The sequence below is a fragment of the Variovorax sp. LjRoot175 genome (assembly GCF_964253805.1).
GTDB lineage: Bacteria > Pseudomonadota > Gammaproteobacteria > Burkholderiales > Burkholderiaceae_C > Variovorax.
Map to the genome: position 1 here is coordinate 5306383 of NZ_CAXURY020000001.1, position 18024 is coordinate 5324406.

19 protein-coding genes are annotated in these 18024 nt (G+C 68.3%); 12 read left to right on the top strand and 7 right to left on the bottom strand.

All coding sequences use genetic code 11. The annotated features are described in order from the left end of the window. Positions 1-3 precede the first annotated feature (3 nt). Positions 4-696 (bottom strand): ArsR/SmtB family transcription factor, encoded by a 693-nt coding sequence (locus tag ACSQ89_RS26285; RefSeq protein WP_436294084.1) that lies wholly within the window; start codon positions 694-696, stop codon positions 4-6. Between the two features lie 51 nt (positions 697-747). On the opposite strand from ACSQ89_RS26285, the gene ACSQ89_RS26290 reads away from it, so the two are divergent. Further along, complete coding sequence (locus tag ACSQ89_RS26290; protein ID WP_436294083.1) at positions 748-1902, top strand: cytochrome P450; 1155 nt, start codon at positions 748-750, stop codon at positions 1900-1902. Positions 1903-1908: 6 nt separating this feature from the next. Here the strand turns inward: ACSQ89_RS26290 and ACSQ89_RS26295 are convergent, their stop codons facing one another. Beyond that, a complete protein-coding gene (locus ACSQ89_RS26295) occupies positions 1909-2871 on the bottom strand; it encodes a flavin-nucleotide-binding protein (protein WP_436294082.1) in 963 nt (320 codons plus the stop codon). Then, complete coding sequence (locus ACSQ89_RS26300; protein WP_436294081.1) at positions 2868-3509, bottom strand: glutathione S-transferase family protein; 642 nt, start codon at positions 3507-3509, stop codon at positions 2868-2870. The genes ACSQ89_RS26295 and ACSQ89_RS26300 overlap by 4 nt, the downstream gene beginning before the upstream one ends. 109 nt (positions 3510-3618) lie before the next feature. On the opposite strand from ACSQ89_RS26300, the gene ACSQ89_RS26305 reads away from it, so the two are divergent. The 4 genes from ACSQ89_RS26305 to ACSQ89_RS26320 all read left to right on the top strand — a co-directional run bounded on the left by ACSQ89_RS26305 (position 3619) and on the right by ACSQ89_RS26320 (position 8052). Further along, positions 3619-4503 carry a LysR family transcriptional regulator gene (locus ACSQ89_RS26305; protein ID WP_436294080.1) on the top strand — a complete coding sequence of 295 codons (885 nt, stop codon included), beginning with the start codon at positions 3619-3621 and terminating at the stop codon, positions 4501-4503. Then, positions 4503-5477 (top strand): ATP-binding cassette domain-containing protein, encoded by a 975-nt coding sequence (locus ACSQ89_RS26310; RefSeq protein ID WP_436294079.1) that lies wholly within the window; start codon positions 4503-4505, stop codon positions 5475-5477. Before ACSQ89_RS26305 ends, ACSQ89_RS26310 begins: the two co-directional genes overlap by 1 nt. Before the next feature lie 15 nt (positions 5478-5492). Then, on the top strand, positions 5493-6335 hold the full coding sequence (locus ACSQ89_RS26315; protein ID WP_436294078.1) for an ABC transporter permease: 843 nt from the start codon (positions 5493-5495) through the stop codon (positions 6333-6335). Between the two features lie 79 nt (positions 6336-6414). Beyond that, complete coding sequence (locus tag ACSQ89_RS26320) at positions 6415-8052, top strand: outer membrane protein assembly factor BamB family protein (protein WP_436294077.1); 1638 nt, start codon at positions 6415-6417, stop codon at positions 8050-8052. On the opposite strand, the gene ACSQ89_RS26325 is transcribed toward ACSQ89_RS26320, so the two are convergent. Then, positions 8049-8960 carry a LysR family transcriptional regulator gene (locus ACSQ89_RS26325; protein ID WP_436294076.1) on the bottom strand — a complete coding sequence of 304 codons (912 nt, stop codon included), beginning with the start codon at positions 8958-8960 and terminating at the stop codon, positions 8049-8051. The genes ACSQ89_RS26320 and ACSQ89_RS26325 overlap by 4 nt on opposite strands. Before the next feature lie 93 nt (positions 8961-9053). Between ACSQ89_RS26325 and ACSQ89_RS26330 the strand changes: the two genes are divergently transcribed. The 3 genes from ACSQ89_RS26330 (at position 9054) to ACSQ89_RS26340 (ending at position 12172) form a co-directional block, all read left to right on the top strand. Further along, on the top strand, positions 9054-10085 hold the full coding sequence (locus tag ACSQ89_RS26330; RefSeq protein WP_436294075.1) for an NAD(P)H-binding protein: 1032 nt from the start codon (positions 9054-9056) through the stop codon (positions 10083-10085). A 118-nt stretch (positions 10086-10203) separates the two neighbouring features. Continuing rightward, positions 10204-10965, top strand: coding sequence for an MHYT domain-containing protein (locus ACSQ89_RS26335; RefSeq protein WP_436294074.1), 762 nt, complete (start codon positions 10204-10206; stop codon positions 10963-10965). Positions 10966-11011: 46 nt separating this feature from the next. Further along, positions 11012-12172, top strand: a complete 1161-nt coding sequence (locus ACSQ89_RS26340) for an acyl-CoA dehydrogenase family protein (protein WP_436294073.1) — start codon at positions 11012-11014, stop codon at positions 12170-12172. Here the strand turns inward: ACSQ89_RS26340 and ACSQ89_RS26345 are convergent. Further along, positions 12167-13408 (bottom strand): DEAD/DEAH box helicase, encoded by a 1242-nt coding sequence (locus tag ACSQ89_RS26345; RefSeq protein WP_436294072.1) that lies wholly within the window; start codon positions 13406-13408, stop codon positions 12167-12169. The two genes, ACSQ89_RS26340 and ACSQ89_RS26345, sit on opposite strands and share 6 nt — an antisense overlap. 39 nt (positions 13409-13447) lie before the next feature. Between ACSQ89_RS26345 and ACSQ89_RS26350 the strand changes: the two genes are divergently transcribed. The 4 genes from ACSQ89_RS26350 (at position 13448) to ACSQ89_RS26365 (ending at position 16437) form a co-directional block, all read left to right on the top strand. After that, complete coding sequence (locus tag ACSQ89_RS26350; RefSeq protein ID WP_436294071.1) at positions 13448-13663, top strand: DUF3820 family protein; 216 nt, start codon at positions 13448-13450, stop codon at positions 13661-13663. Between the two features lie 185 nt (positions 13664-13848). Continuing rightward, positions 13849-14250, top strand: a complete 402-nt coding sequence (locus ACSQ89_RS26355; protein WP_436294070.1) for an RNA recognition motif domain-containing protein — start codon at positions 13849-13851, stop codon at positions 14248-14250. A 173-nt stretch (positions 14251-14423) separates the two neighbouring features. Continuing rightward, complete coding sequence (locus ACSQ89_RS26360) at positions 14424-14912, top strand: tripartite tricarboxylate transporter TctB family protein (RefSeq protein ID WP_436294069.1); 489 nt, start codon at positions 14424-14426, stop codon at positions 14910-14912. A 13-nt stretch (positions 14913-14925) separates the two neighbouring features. Further along, positions 14926-16437 carry a tripartite tricarboxylate transporter permease gene (locus ACSQ89_RS26365; protein ID WP_436294068.1) on the top strand — a complete coding sequence of 504 codons (1512 nt, stop codon included), beginning with the start codon at positions 14926-14928 and terminating at the stop codon, positions 16435-16437. Here ACSQ89_RS26365 and ACSQ89_RS26370 read toward each other — a convergent pair. Further along, positions 16400-17287: an alpha/beta hydrolase gene (locus tag ACSQ89_RS26370; RefSeq protein ID WP_436294067.1), complete on the bottom strand. Its 888-nt coding sequence runs from the start codon at positions 17285-17287 to the stop codon at positions 16400-16402. The two genes, ACSQ89_RS26365 and ACSQ89_RS26370, sit on opposite strands and share 38 nt — an antisense overlap. A 14-nt stretch (positions 17288-17301) precedes the next feature. After that, positions 17302-18006, bottom strand: a complete 705-nt coding sequence (locus ACSQ89_RS26375) for a TetR/AcrR family transcriptional regulator (protein WP_436294066.1) — start codon at positions 18004-18006, stop codon at positions 17302-17304. Positions 18007-18024: the final 18 nt, after the last annotated feature.

The following is an 18024-nucleotide window of genomic DNA, read 5'->3' on the forward strand; positions in this document are numbered from 1 at the left end:
CCCTCAGGCCAGGCCGAAGAGTTCCGGCATTTCGCGCTTTGCCTTGGGCGTAAGCGCAAGGGCCCGGCCGTCCAGTTCCTGGCGCACCCAGCCGCGCCGCAGCGACAGTTGCAGCCAGGCCGCGCCCAAAGCGCCGCCCAGGTGCGGTCGCCGCTCGCTCCAGTCGAGGCAGGCGCAGGCAAAACGCCGGCGCGAGCTGCGCGCGCTCTCGATGTCCAGCCCCAAGCTTTCTAGCGCCACCGCGCCTTCGGCCGTGAGCTCGTAGGCGCCGCCCTCCGCCGTGGCCTGCAGCCAGCCCTGCGCATGCAGCCGGTCGTGCAGCGCGACGCCGGCCGTGCCGGCCATGTGGTCATAGCAGGTGCGCGCCACACGCAGGCGGCTGGGTGCGGTCGGCTGGAATTCGCTGCGCGGCGCGCCGGCGACCACCAGCAGGCCTTCGAGCACGGCGGCGACCTCGCTGCCCGCGAGCCGGAAATAGCGGTGCTTGCCCTGCGCCACCGACTCCACCAGCCGCTGCTCCTTGAGCCGCGCCAGGTGCGCGCTCGCGGTGGAGGCCGCGACCTCGCCCACGGCCGCCAGCTCGGTCGCGGTGCGGGCGCGGCCGTCGAGCAGGCAGCACAGCATGCGCGCACGCGCCGGCTCGGCGATGGCGCCGGCCAGGCGCGCCAGGTGAGTGTCGGCCGTGGGTGCATCCATACTTCGATGCTAAGCGAAGTGTGGGCGTGCGGGAAGCATCACACTTCGGACATGAACCACAACATCGCCCCGCCAGCCGACGCCATCGCGGCCGTCACGCATCCCGACCCCTACCCCTGGTACGCCGTACTGCGCCAAGGACCCGCGCTGATCTACGACGAAGGCCTTCGCCTCTGGGTCGCGAGCCGTGCCGAGACCGTGCGCGAACTGCTCGCCAACCCTGCGTTGCGCGTGCGGCCTGCCGCCGAGCCGGTGCCGCGCGCCATCGTGGGCACGCCGGCCGGCGAAGTGTTCGGCCGTCTGGTGCGCATGAACGACGGCGCGCCCCATGCCGCACACAAGCCGGTGCTGCAGCGCGCGCTGGCCGGGCTCGATCTGCAGTCGGCGCACTCGGGCGTTCTGGAAGTCGCGACGCGAATGCCCGCCGCGTCGCTGTCCGACGCCTGCTTCGCGTTGCCGGTTGCGGGCGTTGCGCACCTGTTGGGCTTCGCCGACGAGGAGTTGCCGCGCATCTCGGACTGGATGCGGGACTTCGTCGCCTGCCTGTCGCCGCTGTCCACCGCGGCGCAGCTGCAGGCCGCGAGCGAGGCCGCGCAAGCGCTGATGGCGCGCTTCGAGCGGCTCGTCGCCGCGCAGCACGCGCGCGACGGCAGCTTGTTGGCTGCGGTGCGCGCCCAGGCGCCGGACGACAACTCGCGTGCCCTGCTGGCCAACCTGGCCGGCCTGCTGTCGCAGACCTGCGAGGCCACGGCCGGCCTGCTGGGCAACAGCCTGGTGGCGCTCGCACGCGAGCCGGGGCTCGGCCGAACGATCGAATCGCAGCCCGAGCTGTTGAACGCCCTCGTGCAGGAAGTCGCGCGACACGATCCCTCGGTGCAGAACACGCGCCGCTTCGTCGCCGAAACGACCCTCGTGGCCGGGACTGCGCTCGCGCCGGGCGATGCAGTGCTTTTGGTGCTGGGCGCCGCGAACCGCGACCCGGCGCTGAACCCCTCGCCGGCGACCTTCGAATTGGCGCGCCCCGATCGCCAGACCCTGGGTTTCGGCCATGGCCTCCACAACTGCCCCGGCCAGGCCCTGGCCTGCACCGTGGCAGTGGCGGGCGTGCAGGCGCTGCTGGCAGGCGGCGCCGACACCGCATCGCTGCGTGAACGCGGCTGGGATTACCGGCCCTCGGTCAACGCCCGCATCCCTGTCTTCCACTGAGCTGCTTCACGCGGGCGCCGGCCAGCGTCCCGTCGCCTCCAGATGCGGCGACAGGGCCGCGGGCCCGAAGCGCAGCGGCAGCGCGGCCGGCGCATGCTGCGCGGCCACCACCTGCATGCGCAGCAGGCGCTCTGCGCCGGCGAATACAGCGACCTCCGGCCCGTCCCAGACGATCTCGGCCTTGACGAAGAGCTGCAGCAGATCGCCGGTCTCGAAATCGATGAACAACAGGCCGGCGACCGGGTTGATCGCGATGTTGCCCAGGGTGTTGAAGAAGGTGTTCCCGACGAAGTCCGGCACCGTGAGCGTGTCCTCGCCGCTCAGCTGCACGAAGCCGGGGCGGCCGCCGCGGTGCGAGACGTCGATGCCGTGGGCCGGCGAGCCTGCATCGCCGGCCGAAGGATGCGCAGTGGCGATGAAGAAGGTGTCGGCCGCACGCACCATGCGCTGCGCCTTCATATCGAGCCGGTCGCTGCGGGGCCCGACATGCGCGTCCTGCGCACCGCCGACGAACAAGGGCTCGCGCGCCTGGATGTACTTGGGGCAGTTGCCGAAGCTCTGGCCCACCGCGACCGAGAAGCCCTGCGCGTCGAGCGCCTCGACCACGCCGTTCATGCGATTGCGCCTGCGCGTGTGCGGCTCGATGCCGAGCAAGCCGATCGGCGCGCCGGGCGCGAGCGCGGCGCCCAGCGGGTCGTCCCGCAGCGGCCGCGCATCGATACGCAAGTGCATCGGGTCGGGCGAATGCGCAAAGCCCGGCGGCGCCGCCAGCACGCTGGCCCAGGGACGGCCTTCGGCATCCAGGCTGCCCGCGATCAGGAAGGGCAACTGGGCGAAGAAGCTGCGGTGCTGGTCGGGCATGTGATCGCGGACCACGCGCGGGCCGATCTCGGCCATGCGTTGGCCGATGCCGGCGCGCGACTGCAGCGCACGCTCGCCCTCGTGCCAAGTGGCGACATCGGCGTTCATGCTCTCAGCCCAATGCGCGATGCCACCATCGGCACGAAGCCCGGCAGCGCCTCGATGCGTGCCAGCCATTCGCGCACCTTCGGATAGGGCTCCAGCGACACATTGCCTTCGGGCACATGCGCGACGTAGCTGTAGTTGGCGATGTCGGCGAGCGTCGAAGAGTCGCCTGCGAGGAAGGGGCGGTCGCAGAGTTCGGCCTCCATCACTTTCAGCAGGTTGTGGGAGCGCGCGATCACGTCGGACGGGTCGGTGGCCAGGCCGAACAACACGATCACGCGCGCCATCGAAGGGCCTTGCGCCAGCGGCCCGGCCGCGACCGAGAGCCAGCGCTGCACCCGCGCCGCGCCGAGCGCGTCGCGCGGCAGCCAGCGCGATGGATCGGGTGCGTAGCGTTCGTTGAGGTAGAGCAGGATCGCGTTCGAATCGGCCAGCGTGACCTCGCCGTCCTCGATCACCGGCACCTGGCCGAAGGCGTTGCGGCGCAGGAACTCGGGGCTGCGCTGCGCGCGCGCGGCGAGATCGATCTCGACGACTTCGAAAGGCAGCCCGAGCAGCCCGAGAAACAGACGCACGCGGTGCGAGTGGCCGGAGATCGACGAGCTGTAGACCGTGATGGGGCGGGCGGGACGGGTGGGCATGGCTTTCTCCTGTCGGGTGGGTGGATGAAGCCGATTCTTCTTTGATACGTCCTTCGGAGTAATAGGCTTTCCTGTATTTCACTGCTGCGATTTCCGGTCTAATCGCCTCATGGACCGACTCAAAGCCATGCAGACTTTCGTGCAGATCGCCGACCAGGGCAGTCTGACCAAGGCCGCCGATGCGCTGGACAGCTCGCTGCCCGCCGTCGTGCGCTCGCTGGCTGCGCTCGAAGCGCACCTCGGCGTGCGCCTGTTCCACCGCACGACGCGGCGCATCTCGCTGACCGAGGAAGGCCGCCGCTACCTCGACAGCGCACGCGAGGTGCTGGCCGCGGCCGATGCCGCCGACCGCGCGCTCACGGTCGATGCGGCTGAGCCCGCCGGGCAGCTCACGGTCACTGCTCCGGTGTTGTTCGGCCACATGTACGTGGCGCCGGCGATCGTTCGCTTTCTCCAGCGCTACGACAAGATGCGCTGCAGCGTGCTCTTGCACGACCGCAATGTGAACCTGCTGGAGGAAGGTATCGATGTCGGCATCCGCATCAGCCCGCTCGAAGATTCGTCGCTGGTCGCGCAGCAGCTCGGCAGCATCCGCCGCGTGGTGGTTGCGAGCCCGGCTTACCTGCGGCAGCACGACATCCCGCGGCATCCGCGCGAGCTGCTGAAGGCCAACTGCGTGCGCATCCATCCGAGCGCCCCGGTTCACTTCCGGGAGAACGGCCGGAGCTTCGCGGTCGCGGCCAAGGGCAACCTGGAGTTCAACCACATCGCGCCCGCGGTCGAGGCCTGCGCCGCGGGCATGGGTTTCGGCATGTTTTTCTCCTACCAGGTGCAGCCCTTCGTGGCGCAGAGGCGGCTTGCGATCGTGCTCGAGGAGTTCGAGCTGGAGCCGAGGCCGGTGAGCGTGATCTATCCGCACGCACGGCTGCTGCCGGCACGCACACGCGCCTTCATCGACTGGATGAAGAAGGAGTTCGAGGGGTTGCATCTTTGATGCGCGAAGGCGCCGCCCGCTTGCGCCACAATGCCGCGGTGCCCAGCCCTGCTTCCCCTCTTTTCCACGCCAGCCACCTGCACAAGCGCTACGGCGCGACCACCGTGGTCGACGACCTGTCCTTCGAGATCGCGCCCGGCGAGTGCCTCGGCGTCATCGGCCCCAACGGCGCCGGCAAGACCACCACCATCCGCATGTGCCTGGGGCTCACCACGCCCGACGGCGGCACGATCGATGCGCTCGGCGGGCTCTCGATGCCGCGCGATGCGCGCGCCATCAAGGCGCAGCTCGGCGTGGTGAGCCAGTTCGACACGCTCGACCCCGACTTCAGCTGCGCCGAGAACCTGATGGTCTACGCGCGCTACTTCGGCATCCGCCGCGCGCAGATCGCACCGCGCATTCCGCAGCTGCTCGAATTCGCGGCGCTCTCGCACAAGGCCGATGCGAGGCCGGGCGAGCTGTCCGGCGGCATGCGGCGGCGCCTGTCTCTCGCGCGCGCGCTGGTCAACGATCCGAAGCTGCTGATGCTCGACGAGCCCACCACCGGCCTCGATCCGCAGGCGCGGCACCTGATGTGGGAGCGGCTGCAGCTGCTGCTGCAGCAGGGCAAGTCGATCCTGCTCACCACGCACTTCATGGACGAGGCCGAGCGCCTGTGCTCGCGCTTGCTGGTGCTCGACCATGGCCGCAAGATCGCCGAAGGGCGGCCGCGCGACCTGATCGCCGAGCACCTGGAGCCCGACGTGGTCGAGGTGTACGGCAACGGTGCGCTCGGGCTCGCGCAATCGCCGCTGAAAGAGTTCGCGGCCCGCGTCGAGGTCAGCGGCGAAACGGTGTTCTTCTATACGCAGGATGCGCGCGGCCTGCTGGCAGCCTTGGCGAGCCACAGCGGCTTGCGTACCTTCCATCGACCTGCCAATCTGGAGGACCTGTTCCTCAAATTGACCGGCCGCAAGATCCGCGAAGACGGCTAGTCGGAGCACATCATCATGTCGAGTCCAGCTTCTTCTCTGCCGGGCGCTTCCTCCGCCCCTCGAGCGCCGTCGGTCTGGCGACCGCCCGAGCTCTCGATGCGCTGGTGGCCCGTGTTCCTGCGCAACCTGCTGGTATGGCGCAAGCTCGCGATCCCGAGCCTGATCGGCAACATCGCCGAGCCGCTGATCTGGCTGGTGGCCTTCGGCTACGGCATGGGCGCGCTGGTCGGCCAGGTCGAGGTGGGCGGCAGCAGCGTGCCCTACATCCTGTTCCTCGCCAGCGGCTCGATCTGCATGAGCTCGATGAACGCGGCCTCCTTCGAGGCGCTGTACTCGGCCTTCTCGCGCATGCACGTGCAGAAGACCTGGGACGGCATCATGAACGCGCCGGTGGGGCTCGACGACGTGGTACTGGCCGAGATGCTGTGGGCCGGCTTCAAGGCCATCTTCACGACCACCGCGATCCTGTTCGTGATGCTGGGGCTCGGCATCAGCCACAGCCCCAAGCTCCTCGTCGCCTGGTTCGTGCTGGCCGGCGTGGGGGTCACCTTCTCGTGCATCGCGCTGATCTTCAATGCGCTGGCGAAGGGCTACGACTTCTTCACCTATTACTTCACGCTCTTCATGACGCCGATGATGTTTCTCTCGGGCGTTTTCTTTCCGCTGGAGCAGTTGCCGGGGGCGGTGCGCGCAGTGGCTGGCTGGCTGCCGCTCGCCAGCGCGGTGGAGCTGGTGCGACCGCTGTTCATGGATCAATGGCCTGCGGATTGGTGGCGGCATGCGGTGGTGCTTGTGGTCTACACCGTGGTGTCGTTCTGGGTGGCACTGGCCCTGACGCGCAAGAGGTTCAGGGCCTGATCCTTGTCCCGAGGGTGACTGCAAAGCCCCCCTCGTCTTCTCCTAGACTCCCCCGGCGACCAAGAAAAGGAGACAACACATGCCCCGAATCCTCGACGCAGCGCTGCTCGCCTCGCTACTCATCCTCGGCGCCTGCACCACCACCGCCCCGCCCACCCGCCCCACGGGCTGGGCTCCGCCCGAAGCACTGGTCGCCCCCTCCTCCTTCAGCGGCGTCCACGGCCTGGCCGTCGACCGCCAGGGCCGCTTGCTCGCGGGCTCGGTGGTCAGCAATACGATGTGGGAAGTCGACCGCAACAGCGGCACCACGCGCGTACTGATCGAAGGCCTCGAAGGCCAGGCCGACGACATCGCGGTCGGGCCCAAGGGGGAACTCGCGTGGACCAACTACCTGATGGGCATGGTCCGCTACCGCGAGAACGACGGCGCTCCGATGCGCGTGCTCGCCAAGGACCTGCCCGGCATCAACTCGCTCGACTTCGACCGCCGCAACGGCAAGCTCTACGCCTCGCAGGTGTTCCTCGGCGACGCCCTGTGGGAGATCGACATCGCGGGCCAGAAGCCGCCGCGCCTGATCAAGAAGGACATGGGCGGCTTCAACGGCTTCGAGGTCGGACCGGACGGCATGCTCTACGGCCCGCTGTGGTTCAAGGGCCAGGTCGTGAAGATCGATCCGGCCGACGGCAAGCTCACGGTGATCGCCGAGGGCTTCAAGATCCCGGCCGCCGCCAACCTCGACGGCAAGGGCAGTCTGTGGGTGGTCGATGCGAGGAGCGGCGAACTGGTGCGCGTCGATCTCGCGACCGGCCGCAAGACGGTCGCCAAGCAGCTCAAGCCCTCGCTCGACAACCTCGCCATTGCGCCCGACGGGACGATCTACGTCTCGAACATGGCCGACAACTCGGTCGAGGCCTTCAGCCCGGCGACCGGCGAGGTGCGCATGCTGACCAGCGGCAAGCTCGCGGTGCCGGCCGGCCTGAAGATCGACGGCAACGACTTGTGGGTGGCCGACATCTTCGGCTTCCGCCAGGTCGACGCGAAGACGGGCGCGGTGCGCGACATCTTCCGCATGCAGCGCGATCCGGAGCTCGAATACCCGTTCGGCGTGGGCCTGTCGGCCACCCACTTCGCGCTGTCGTCGTGGTTCACCGGCTCGGTGCAGCTGGTCGATCGCAAAACCTTCAAGACCACTGCGATGCTGCATGGCCTCAAGGCGCCGGTGGATGCGATCCCGATGCCCGACGGCAGCCTGGTCTATGCCGAGATCGCGACCGGCAGCGTGACGCGCGCGAGCGGCCCCAAGTTCGAGACCCGGCAGGTGCTGGCCAGCGGGCTCGGCGGGCCGGTGCAGATGATCCTCGGGCGCGACGGCGCGCTCTACGTCACCGAAGCCGCGGGCAAGCTGACGCGCATTCCGCTCGACGCCAGCGCGCCGCTGCGTGCCATCGCCGACGGGTTGGCGCTGCCCGAAGGCCTGGCACAAACGCCCTGGGGCAGCTTCATCGTGGCCGAGAGCGCGGCGCGGCGGCTGGTGGAAATCGATCCCGCGAACGGCACGCGCCGCACCGTGGCCCAGAACCTGCCGATCGGCCTGGTCGGCGGGCCCGGCATGCCGCCGCCGTACGTACCGACCGGAGTGGCGGTGGGCAGCGACGGCACCATCTACATGACGGCCGACCGCAACAACGCGCTCTACCGGATCCGGGCGCAGCGCTAGAGCGGGCGGCCTTCACCGCCGCTGCAGTAGGCGGACAGCGCTTTCACCAGGTGGCCGAAGGTCGTGCGCACGCGCCGCACGCGCCGCAGGTCCTCGTGCATCGTGACCCAGGTTTCGAGATCGTGGGTGAACAGCTCGGGAAGCACCGGCACCAGCGCCGGGTCGCGCCTCGCCAGCGCCTTCTGGCAGATGCCGATGCCGAGTCCGGCCCGGATGGCGCCCAGTTGTGCCAGCTGGTTGTCGGCGCGGCAGCTGAACATCGCGCGGCGCAGATCCAGGCCCCGGGCTTGCAACGCGCGCAGGACACCGGTGTCGCGGTCGGGCCCGATCAGCGCGAAGCGGCCGAGCTCTTCGAGGGCGCGCGGCGTGCCGTGCTTCTCCAGATAGGCGGCCTTGGCAAAGAGGCCGAGCTGCACCGCGCCCACGTGCGTGGCGACGACCGCCGCCTGCGTGGGCCGCACCATGCGCACCGCGATGTCCGCCTCGTGCCGCAGCAGATCTTCGGTGCGGTTGGTCAGGCTGAGTTCGAACACCAGCCCCGGCTGCGCCTCCTGCAGCTCGGCCAGCACCGCGGGCAGCACCTCGGCGCCCATCACATCGCTCGCGGTGATGCGCACCGTGCCGAAGGCAGCATCGGTGTCGGCCGAGGCCGCTCGCGCGAAGGCATCCGCGGCGGCCGCCATGGTTTCGGCATGGGCGCCGAGTTCGCGTGCGGCTTCGGTCGGCGAAAGACCGCTGGGCGAGCGCGTGAACAGCGCGACCCCGAGGGAGCGCTCCAACGCATCGAGCCGCCGCCGCACTGTCGGTTGAACGACGTTGAGCGCTCTTGCCGCCGCGGAGAGGCTTCCTTCGCGCAGTACGGCGAGGAAGGCGCGCTGGTTTTCCCAGTCGAGATGATTGGAGCTCATACATTTCATACTAGCTGATAGCACCGCTATGACAATTGTGTTTAGTGCGAGCCGTCTCAAGAATTGCGTTCATCCAACGAAAAGGAACACGCAATGGAACAAAGTACGGCATTGGTGCTCGGTGCGACGGGCGGTATCGGCGGCGAAACGGCGGCGGCCTTGCGGCGGCGCGGCTGGCAGGTGCGGGCGCTGGCCCGCGACCCGGCCCAGGCTGCGGCGCAATGGCCGGCCGGCCTGGCACAGCCGGAATGGGTGGCAGGCGATGCGCTCGACGCCTCGAGCGTGGTGGCGGCGGCGCGCGGCGCGGCGCTGATCGTCCACGCGGTCAATCCGCCCGGCTACCGCCACTGGGAGACGCTGGTGCTGCCGATGCTGGAGAGCACGATCCGGGCGGCCGAGGCTTCAGGCGCCCGCATCGTGCTGCCGGGCACGGTCTACAACTACGGGCCGGATGCATTCCCCGACATCGCCGAGAGCGCACCACAGCGTGCGCTGACGCGCAAGGGCGCGATCCGCGTGCAGATGGAACAACGGCTGCGCGAGGCGGCGCAGCGTGGTGTGCGCACACTCATCGTTCGCGCCGGCGACTTCTTCGGGCCCAGGGCCCGCAACAACTGGTTCTCCCAGGGGCTGGTGAAGCCCGGCCAGGCGCTCGCGGCGATCAGCGACCCCGGACGACGCGGGGTCGGCCACCAATGGGCTTACCTGCCCGACGTGGCCGAGACCATCGTTCGCCTGGTCGAACGCGAAAGCGCGCTGGCGGTGTTCGATACCTTCCACATGAACGGCCACTGGGACGCGGACGGCGCGCAGATGCAGGCCGCCATCCGGCGCGCCAGCGGACAGCCGGCGCTGCCGGTCAAGCGCTTTCCCTGGTGGCTGCTCACACTGAGTTCGCCCTTCGTGCCGATGTTTCGCGAGCTGCGTGAGATGCGCTACCTGTGGCAGCAGCCGGTGCGCCTGCGCAACGCGCGGCTGCTGTCGGTGCTGGGGACCGAGCCGCATACGCCGCTCGACCTCGCGGTCGGCGCCACGCTGGCCGGCCTGGGCTGTTTGCAAGTCGACGGTGTCAAAGCTCGAGCGCATCAAAAAGCGGAAATAAGTCACACGTCGGCATCGATCTGAGTAACAAGCGCTTAATTTACTTACAGAAACAGCTGTTACAGACTGGCGCAGCCCTCGGGCGCCGCGTCGGTCTTCTCACGTAGACCGACCTTTCTTGGTTTTGCTTGAAAGGAAAGTCATGGATCCCCTCATCGGCCAATTGCTGACCCCGAAATACGCCCTCGGGACGGTGGTGCTCTCCTACGTGATTTCGTTCTTCGGCTCCTTGCTGGCTCTCCTGTGCGCGAGAAAGATGGTCCGTGCCGACGGCACGGTGGACTTCGCCATGCTGGCCTCCGGCGCCGTGGCCCTGGGCGGCATCGGCATCTGGTCGATGCACTTCATCGGCATGGTGGCCTACCGCCTGCCCATTCCCATTGCCTACAACGTGCCGCTCACCGTCATTTCCCTGGTGGCTGCGATCGTCATCTCCGGCGTCGCCCTGTACCTGGCGGGCGGCAAACGCTTCAACGCCAAGGGCTGGGTCGCCGGCAGCCTGCTGGCGGCGGTGGGGGTCTGCGTGATGCACTACATGGGCATGTTCGCGATGAGCTTGCGCGCGACGATGAGCCTCGACTGGAGCATCGTGGCGGGCTCGTTCGCCATCGCCGTCATCGCCGCCGCCTCGGCGCTGTGGCTGGCCTTCAACCTGACCGAGCTGACGCACCAGGTGGTCGCCGCTGCCGTGATGGGCGTGGCCGTCTGCTCGATGCACTACGTCGGCATGATGGCGGCCAGCATGGTTTGCATCGCACCCACGGCCCCCAGCGCCTTCGCCGTCGGCGGCAGCAACATCGGGCTGGGCGTGTTCGGCATCGCGGGCATCGTGCTGATCTTCATCCTCTGGGTGGTGACGGGCCGCGCGATCGACAACTCGCCACGGGCCACGGCGCACGCATAGCCAGTTTGCGCAAGCGGCGCGCCGTGCTGCGCGCCTAGAGTGGGGCATGCAGTACACCCACGAACACCTCGAGATCCAGAAGACGCTGCGGCGCTTCATCGACGAGGAGATCAACCCGCATGTCGACGCGTGGGAAGCGGCGGAGAGTTTTCCCGCGCACGAGGTGTTCAGGAAGCTCGGCGCGCTGGGCTTGCTCGGCCTCAACAAGCCGGAGGAATACGGCGGCGCCGGGCTCGACTACTCCTACGCGATGGCGCTGGCCGAGGCGCTCGGCCATGTGAGCTGCGGCGGCGTGCCGATGGCCATCGGCGTGCAGACTGACATGTGCACGCCGGCGCTCGCACGCTTCGGCAGCGACGCGCTGAGGCGCGAGTTCCTCGCACCCGCGATCGCCGGCGAGACGGTGGGCTGCATCGGCGTCAGCGAACCCGGCGCCGGCAGCGACGTGGCCGGGCTCAAAAGCCATGCGCGCAAGGACGCTGGCGACTACCTGATCACGGGGCAGAAGATGTGGATCACCAACAGCCTGCAGGCCGACTGGATGTGCATGCTGGTCAACACCAGCGACGGGCCGGCGCACCGCAACAAGTCATTGGTCATCGTGCCGATGGACAGCCCCGGCATCGAAAAGGCGAAGAAGATCAGGAAGATCGGCATGCATTCGAGCGACACCGGCCTCATCTACTTCGACAACGTGCGCGTGCCGCAGCGCAACCGCATCGGCGAGGAAGGCCAGGGCTTCGTCTACCAGATGCAGCAATTCCAGGAGGAGCGCCTGTGGTGCGCCGCCAGCTCGCTCGAACCGATGGAAGCCTGCATCGCCGACACCATCGAGTGGGCGCAGCAGCGCAAGCTCTTCGGCGGCACGCTTTCAGACCAGCAGTGGGTGCAGTTCAAGCTGGCCGAGCTCCAGACCGAAGTGGAGGCCTTGCGCGCGCTGACCTACCGCGCCTGCGACCTCCATGTGCAGGGCGAAGACGTGACCGCGCTGGCCTCGATGGCCAAACTCAAGTGCGGGCGCCTCACGCGCGAGGTGGCCGACACCTGCCTGCAGTTCTGGGGCGGCATGGGCTTCACCTGGGAGAACCGCGTGTCGCGCCTGTACCGCGACGGCCGGCTGGCCTCGATCGGCGGCGGCGCCGACGAGGTGATGCTGGGCATCCTGGCCAAGACCATGGGGATCGCAAAGCGGCCACCGCAGTCATGATGCGGATGCTTTGGCCGCCCTCAGCTTGTCTTTCTTGCTCGGCCTCTTTCCCTTGACGCCGCCGTTGCTGTCCGGCGCTCTTGCAGGCGCGTGGGTTTCCACCGGCTCGAAGCCCGCCACCCGCTCCCGCGGCACGTTCAAGCCCTGGCGCTTCTCGATGAGCCGGAAATGCGCCTCGCTGTCCGCGCTCACGAAGCTCAGCGCCACGCCGCTCTCGCCCGCGCGTCCCGTGCGGCCGATGCGGTGCAGGTAATCGACGGCCGAGCGCGGCAGGTCGTAGTTCACCACCGCCGGCAGCTGCGCCACGTCGATGCCGCGCGCGGCGAGGTCGGTGGCGACCACCACCTGCACCCTCGAAGCCTTGAAGTCGGTCAGCACCTGCGTGCGCTTGCCCTGGCTCAGCACGCCGTGGAAGGGTTCGGCATCGATGCCGGCCTTGCGCAGCTTGTCGGCCACGATCTCGGCCGCGTGCTTGGTGGCGACGAAGACCAGCACCCGCGCCCAGCCCTCGTGCTGGACCAGGTGGCGCAGCAGCTGCGTGCGCCGTCCGGCATCGACCTCGATCGCGCGCTGCAGGATGGCGGGCGCTTCGGCCGGTTCGGCCTGCACCTCGACGCGTACCGGCTCGCGCAACAGCCCCTCGGCCAGCGAACGCACCGCCTGCGGGAAGGTGGCCGAGAACAGCAGGTTCTGGCGCTCTGCCGGCAAGAGCGCGAGGATGCGCGCGAGCTCGTCGGCAAAGCCGAGGTCCAACAGCCGGTCGGCCTCATCGAGCACCAGCATCGACACCGAGGCGAGCTTCAGCGCGCGATGGTCGACCAGGTCCAGCAGCCGGCCCGGCGTGGCGACCATGACATCGGCGCCGCCGCGCAGCGCCATCATTTGCGGGTTGATGGAGACACCGCCGAATGCCACGGCGATCCTGATCGGCGCCGACAGATGCCGCGCCAGGCCGCGCATCGATTCGCCGACCTGCGCCGCAAGTTCGCGCGTCGGCACCAGGATGAGCGCCCGCAGCCGGCGCGGCGCAGCCGGGCGCTCGCTCGCGAGCCGCTGCAGCAGCGGCAGCGAGAAGGCGGCGGTCTTGCCGGAACCGGTCTGGGCCGCGCCCAGGATGTCGCGGCCCTGCAGGATCGGCGGAATGGCCGCGGCCTGGATTGCGGTGGGCGCGGCATAACCCTTGTCGGCCGCGGCGCGCGCCATGGCAGGATCGAGGCCCAGAGAGCTGAATGGCATGAATGAGGAAGTTGAAGCGAGTGAAGGAGCATAGCCAGCATGGCCCCCGATGACCTCGAACGCCTGGTCACGCTCGAAATGCCCTTCGGCAAGCACAAGGGCTGCGTGATCGCCGACCTGCCCGGCAACTACCTCCAGTGGTTCGCGCGCGAGGGCTTTCCCAAGGGCGAGATCGGCCGCCTGCTGGCGCTGATGCACGAGATCGACCACAACGGGTTGAGGGCCCTGCTGGCCCCGCTGCGCAGGCCGCGTTAACCCTTACAAAAAGCATTTCCCCCAAATCCTCAATAGTGAACGACAATACCGGAGCGTCTCGGCCGTTTTCGTGCCGCAGACGTGATTCGGTGATCGGTCAGTTTCGCGCCACAGCGCTGCTTTAGTTTGTTGTGATACAGGGACTCCATCGCTTTGTTTTGTTGGTTTGAATTAGGAGTCCCTCCATGGGCAAGAAACTTTACGTAGGCAACCTCGCTTACTCCGTGCGCGACGACACACTCGAACAGGCTTTCGGCCAGTACGGTTCGGTCGCCAGTGCCAAGGTCATGATGGAACGCGACAGCGGTCGCTCCAAGGGCTTCGGCTTCGTCGAAATGAGCAGCGATGCGGAAGCGCTCGCAGCCATCGAAGGCCTGAACGGCCAATCGCTCGAAGGCCGCAGCCTGACCGTCAATGAAGCCCGTCCGATGGAGCCCCGTTCGCCCGGCGGCTTCGGCGGCGGCGGTGGCCGCAGCGGCGGCGGTGGCGGCTACGGTGGTGGCGGCGGCGGTGGTTATGGCGGCGGCGGTGGCGGCAATCGCAGCGGCGGTGGCGGCTACGGCGGCGGTGGCCGCGGCGGCTACTAAGCACATACCTCACGCTTCACAGCGTCGATGAAAAGGCTCCTTCGGGAGCCTTTTTTCGTTGCGGCCGCGACAGGGAGAGAAGGGCCGATACGTGGAAGTCCGTACAGTACTGGTCAGCAAGCGGTCAGGCACGGGCGACGACCCTCGGGTGCACATCAACGAGGGTCGAGACAATGCGCATCAAGAGTCAGGCTGACTTCTATTCGGGAGTCATGTTCACCGCGGTGGGGGGAGCCTTCGCCATCGGCGCCACCACCTACAACATCGGCGACGGCGCCCGCATGGGGCCCGGCTACTTCCCCCTCATGCTGGGGATCCTGCTGGCGATCCTGGGCGCCGCGATCATGTTCCAGGCGCTGGTGGTCGAGACCAACGACGGCGACAAGATCGGCAAATGGGCCTGGAAGCCGCTCGCCTTCGTGCTCGGCGCCAACCTCGCCTTCGGCGTGCTGCTCGGCGGCTTGCCCAGCATCGGGCTGCCCGCGATGGGAATGATCCTCGCGATCTACGCGCTGACCATCATCTCCAGCCTGGCCGGCGCGCATTTCAAGCTGCGCGACGTGCTGATTCTCTCGACCATCCTGGCGGCCGGCAGCTATGTGGCCTTCATCTGGGCGCTCAAGCTGCAGATTCAGGTCTGGCCCACTTTCATTTCGGGCTGAGGACGAGCGCACCATGGATCTGATTCACAACCTGGCGACCGGCTTCGGCGTCGCCTTCACCTTCACCAACCTGCTGTACTGCCTGGTGGGTTGCATCCTGGGCACGCTGATCGGCGTGCTCCCCGGCATCGGCCCGGTCGCCACCATCGCGATGCTGCTGCCGGCGACCTACGCGCTGCCGCCGGTGTCGGCGCTGATCATGCTGGCCGGTATCTACTACGGGGCGCAGTACGGCGGCTCCACCACCGCGATCCTGGTCAACCTGCCGGGCGAGTCCTCGTCGGTCGTGACCTGCATCGACGGCTACCAGATGGCGCGGCAGGGCCGCGCCGGTCCGGCGCTGGCGGCCGCGGGCCTGGGCTCCTTCTTCGCGGGCTGCGTCGGCACGCTGATCCTTGCGGCCTTCGCGCCGCCCTTGACCGAACTGGCCTTCAAGTTCGGCCCGGCCGAATACTTCTCGCTGATGATCCTGGGCCTGATCGGCGCGGTGGTGCTGGCCTCGGGCTCGCTGCTCAAGGCGGTCGCGATGATCGTGCTGGGCCTCCTGCTCGGCATCGTCGGCACCGACGTCAACTCGGGCGTGGCGCGCTTCAGCTTCGACATCCCCGAACTGACCGACGGCATCGGCTTCGTGGTGATCGCCATGGGCGTGTTCGGCTACGGCGAGATCATCGGCAACCTCTCGCAGCCGGACGACGAGCGCGAAGTGTTCACCTCCAAGGTCAAGGGCCTGTGGCCGACCAAGGAGGACTTCAAGAACATGGCGCCCGCGGTGCTGCGCGGCACCACGCTGGGTTCCTGCCTCGGCATCCTGCCGGGCGGCGGTGCGCTGCTGGCGGCCTTCGCGGCCTATGCGCTCGAGAAGAAGATCAAGATGCGCCCCGGCGAAATCGCCTTCGGCAAGGGCAACATCCGCGGCGTGGCTTCGCCCGAATCGGCCAACAACGCGGGCGCGCAGACTTCCTTCATCCCGCTGCTCACGCTGGGCATCCCACCCAACGCGGTGATGGCGCTGATGGTCGGTGCGATGACCATCCACAACATCCAGCCCGGCCCGCAGGTGATGACCAGCAATCCCGAGCTGTTCTGGGGCCTGATCGCCTCGATGTGGATCGGCAATGCGATGCTCATCATCCTGAACCTGCCGTTGATCGGGATGTGGATCAAGCTCTTGACCGTGCCCTACAAGTTCCTGTTCCCGGCCATCGTGCTGTTCTGCGCGATCGGCGTGTACTCGACCAACAACAACACCTTCGACGTCTGGATGGTCGCGATCTTCGGCTTCGTCGGCTACCTCTTCCTCAAGCTGCGCACCGAGCCGGCCCCGCTGCTCTTGGGCTTCATCCTCGGGCCGATGATGGAAGAGAACCTGCGCCGCGCGCTGCTGCTGTCACGCGGAACCTGGAGCGTGTTCGTCACGCGGCCGTTGTCGGCCGGGTTGCTGGTGGCGGCGCTGGCGCTGCTGGGCATCGTGCTGCTGCCCTCGATCAAGGCGAAGCGGCAAGAGGCTTTCGTCGAGGACTGAGCAGTCCAAGCAGTTGCAAGGCCCGCCGATGCGTTGGCGAGTGCGGGTCCGCCAGCTCGTTGAGCACGTCCATGTGGTTGCGCTGCGGAACGCGTTCTGCAGCGATGACGACGCGCGGACTCCAAGCCTGCGAGATCAGCGCCGCCAGCCGCAGAAACTCCTCGCTCTCGTCGCCGCCGACCACCGTCACCAGCGATCCGCGCGACGGCGGTGGCATCGCGGCCGGGCTCAGGCGCTGCGCCGATGCTGCGCTCAGGCATAGGTCTGGAGCCAGGAAGGGCGCGTGCCGCAGCGGTTCGAGCTCGTACAGCCCCGAGATGGCCAGCGCCGACTTCACCAGGTCCGCAGGCAGGTCGGGCGCCACGGCGCGCCAGTCGCAGGCCAGCAGCATCGTTGCCAGGTGTCCGCCCGCGGAGTGGCCGGCCACCACGATGCGCCCGGGATCGCCGCCGTGTTCCGCCGCATGGCGATAGACCCAGACCAGTGCCTGCACGAGCTGCAGCACGATCTGCTCGATGCTGACTGCCGGGCACAGCGCATAGTTCGCCAGCACCACCATCGCCCCGGCATCGACGAAGGGCGGGGCCACGAAGCTCTGGTCGCGCTTGTCCAGAGCACGCCAGTAGCCGCCGTGGATGTACACCAGCACCGGCGCACCGGGACGCACGGCCGGATGCACGTCGAGGCGCTCGCTGGCGTCGTCGCCGTATGTGAGATCGCACACCCAGCCGGGCAGCTCGTAGGCCCTGGCCGAGGCATCGGCCCAATGCTTCAGGATCGAAGGATGCTCGGGAATGCGCGCGCGGTTGTTGTATTGCGCATCGAACCAGGCAGGCGATGGGCGGCGCACGACGGTCCCCGCGCTCAGCGCCGCTTCGCGGTGGCCGCGACGGCCTTCGCGCCGTTCACGCGGACTGCGCGCGGCGCGGGCTTCTGGTCGGATTCGCGCAGCGCCGCATCGATCAGCGCATCGGCCATCCACAGTGCCGTGCGCTCGACTTCGCGATCGCGCAGGCCCCAGATGTCCTTCAGGATCACATAGGGCTCGATGCCGTAGACCACCGAGAGCGCATGGTGCAGCCGGTCCCGCACAGCCGGCCGCAACTGTGGCACGAGCGGCTCGATCGCATGCTGGAGGATGCGCACGCGGTGGCCGCGGCGATAGGGCTCCTCCTCCAGCAGCCCGGCGCGCTCGAGCGCCCACTGCTCCAGCGACAGCTGCGCGGCCGCACGCAGCTGGGCCTCGAATTCCTTGAAGCGCGGAAAGGTCTGCGCGAAGAGTTCGTGCACCCGCTCGCGGCCGCTCGGGTTGTCGGAGGCGAGCTTGCGCACCGGCCCGAGCGAGCTGTCGATCACCGCGGTGATCAATGCACTGCGACTCGGAAAGTAGCGGTAGGCCGTGGCGCGCGACACCTTCGAGCGCGCCGCCGCCTCGGCGACCGAAGGGATGTGGCCGTTCTGGCGAATGATGTCCATGGCGGTGTCGAGCAGGAGCTTGAAGGTGGCCGCCTTGACGCCGCGCTCGGGCGGCAACGGGGGTTCGCTCAGCTTGTGCTTCAGTCGCGCCATGGGGTTTGTACGGAGTGC